The organism is Candidatus Megaera venefica, assembly GCF_034554655.1.
GTDB classification, from domain to species: domain Bacteria; phylum Pseudomonadota; class Alphaproteobacteria; order Rickettsiales; family Rickettsiaceae; genus Megaera_A; species Megaera_A venefica.
Window position 1 is genome coordinate 1 of the sequence record NZ_JARJFB010000200.1, and the last position, 2,552, is coordinate 2,552.

General features: G+C 33.7%; 3 protein-coding genes. 2 read left to right on the top strand and 1 reads right to left on the bottom strand.

What is annotated here, in order from left to right:
• Nucleotides 1-236 precede the first annotated feature (236 nt).
• A complete protein-coding gene (locus Megvenef_RS08805) occupies nucleotides 237-908 on the bottom strand; it encodes a hypothetical protein (protein ID WP_322777558.1) in 672 nt (223 codons plus the stop codon).
• 153 nt (nucleotides 909-1,061) lie between these two features.
• On the opposite strand from Megvenef_RS08805, the gene def reads away from it, so the two are divergent.
• Nucleotides 1,062-1,694 carry a peptide deformylase gene (gene def, locus Megvenef_RS08810; protein WP_322777559.1) on the top strand — a complete coding sequence of 211 codons (633 nt, stop codon included), beginning with the start codon at nucleotides 1,062-1,064 and terminating at the stop codon, nucleotides 1,692-1,694.
• Nucleotides 1,675-2,505: a methyltransferase domain-containing protein gene (locus Megvenef_RS08815; RefSeq protein ID WP_322777560.1), complete on the top strand. Its 831-nt coding sequence runs from the start codon at nucleotides 1,675-1,677 to the stop codon at nucleotides 2,503-2,505. Before def ends, Megvenef_RS08815 begins: the two co-directional genes overlap by 20 nt.
• Nucleotides 2,506-2,552: the final 47 nt, after the last annotated feature.

Sequence of the window (2,552 nt, forward strand, 5' to 3'; positions counted from 1 at the left end):
GGATTTTGTAAGCTGTTTATGACATGAAACCCCTTGTTAATTCAGGCGGGGAGAGTTTTGACGGAGGGACTTAATATTCAACAAAGTTTTAATACAAAGTTTTTGCTTTGTATAAGCGTTACTTTAAGATATGAAGAAATAAGAATTATACAGATAGATACTAAAATTAAAGGTACATAATTTCACATACGTACCTTTAATTGACTTATAAAACTTTATTAGATTTTTTTCTAAATTTAGAAAGCGTATTTAATACCAACAGAAACAATCGGGAAGAATTTTAGATATTTTTCTATTTTCTTCAAACCTTTTGATGCATCAGCTTTAATTCGGTCTTTCGCAATATCAGTAGCAAGACCAGTTGAAGTAACTGTCAATTTTGGCTTACCAGCATACATCACACCTGCTTCGCAATTGAAGCTCAATGGGCTATTGTTGGTGAAAGATCCATCGTAACCAATGGAAGCAACACCAGCAATGGTACTTCCTATTTTTAGTTCAGCTGTAACAGAACCAATTTCACTAGCTGTATAAAATACACCTTGAAGAGTTGCTCCCTTTGCAGCTGTACCTGTGGCTTTAAGTTTGTTGCCGTTATAGGCAACACCGGCAGAAAGCCTAAACCCAGAACCTTCAAACGGGTGCCAGTCAAGCATAATTGGTACTGATAGGAGTGTTAGTTTACCTTTAAGGTCAATCTCGCCGTCATTATAATTTTTAGTATATTGGAAATAGTTACCATTAATTCTACCAAAAAAGCCATCTGCGATTGGTGTTCTGGCTTCTAAACCTATACCTTGTGTGCTTAGTCTAGGGCCGATAGCGACAAATGCATTATCAGCATAGGCTGTGCTACAAAGAGCCGTTGAAAGTGCTAGTACTGTAGAAATTTTATTTATAGTTCTCATTATTAAGGATCTCATACTTAGATTTAACATATTAAGTGTCGAATATCTCGATACTACGGTAATACTATTATCATAAGTTGATAATAAGTTGTATGTTTTTTTACAAAAAATGTATAATAATCTTCTTTCAAAACCCTGACAATGATTTTTGCTATGGAATTAAAAATAATTACAATCGAAGATGAGATAGATAAATCAAGTTCAGTACTTAAGAATAAAGCAAAGAAGGTAAGTTTTCCATTATCGACAGAAGATAAGCAAATTATTTCTTCTATGCAAAAGATACTTTTTAAAGCAGAAGGGGTTGGTCTAGCTGCTCCACAAGTAAATATCGGTTTGAGTATTGCTGTTGTATATATTCCAGAAAGCGCTTCTCTACTACGAGAAGATGTAAGGGCATATTCAATGCATACTATAATCAACCCAGAATATACGCCCATAAACGAAGATGAGATAGTGAGCGACTTTGAGGGATGTTACTCCGTGAAGAGTGTTTACGGAAAAGTTCCGAGGTATAAATCGATTAACTTGAAATATCAGAATGAAGATGGTGTGGTAATCGAACAAATAGTGACAGATTTTTATGCCAGGGTAGTACAGCATGAGATAGATCATTTGAACGGGATTTTGATTACAGATCGTTTAACTCCAGAGTGTGTGCAAGGTACTTTTGCTCAAATGTTGCCTCTAAGACGTTCTGAACTATCAGAAGATAAAAGAAAACATTTTGATAAGCTTATGAAAATTAAGGGGATTATTATTGAAGATGACAAAACAGATAATTAAGCTGCTTTTTCTTTATGTGTGCTTGATTCATATAAATTATACTTTTGCTAGTGAACAAGAGGGAAGCAGCAGTGCTCCTCAAGAGCCGGCGGTTAAAAATAAGTCTAGATTTTTATTAAGTACTATTAGAGAAGGTGATTTTTCACACCTAGGAGGTGTTGAAGCAACTAATCTTGTTCTTAAGAAACTAATATCTATCAATTCCGAAGCGTTGCATGGAAATATTCTTGAAGTGGGAAGTGGATATGGAGGTACTGCTAATTTTTTGAAGAAGGAAGGATATGACAAAGTACAAGGCATTGATATTGATGAGAAAGCAATAAAATATGCTAAAGAAAAATATCCAAATATAGATTTTAAAGTAGCGGATGCTACTAAACTGACAGGTATATTTGAAGATGATTTTTTTGATGTTATTTATATGTTTGATGTTGCTCACGCTATAGAAGATAAACTCTCTTTGCTTCAGAGAATAAAAGCCGTAAGTAAAAAAAGCTCTTTGCTTGCAATAATTGACTACAATTTAAAAGATGAAGGCGGAGAAGAGAAGCTTGCTGACAATAGCGGTATAGCAATTTACGCGCTGAACCTAAAAAAACTAACTCCTTTAATGAAATATATTGGTTGGGAAATAGTGGAAGAGGTAGATGTTACTGATTTCTATAAGTCTTGGTATGTGTCTATTCTAGAGAAAATTAACTTATCCAAAGATGACTTGCTTTCAAAGGGTTATTCTGAAGAAGAAATAACATTTATTCAAGACAAGTTTAATTTTCTATTGAGTCTCTCCGTCAAAACTCTAAATTTTTGATATAATTTCAAGAATTTCAAAAATAAATCACCGCACATTCATTTTTT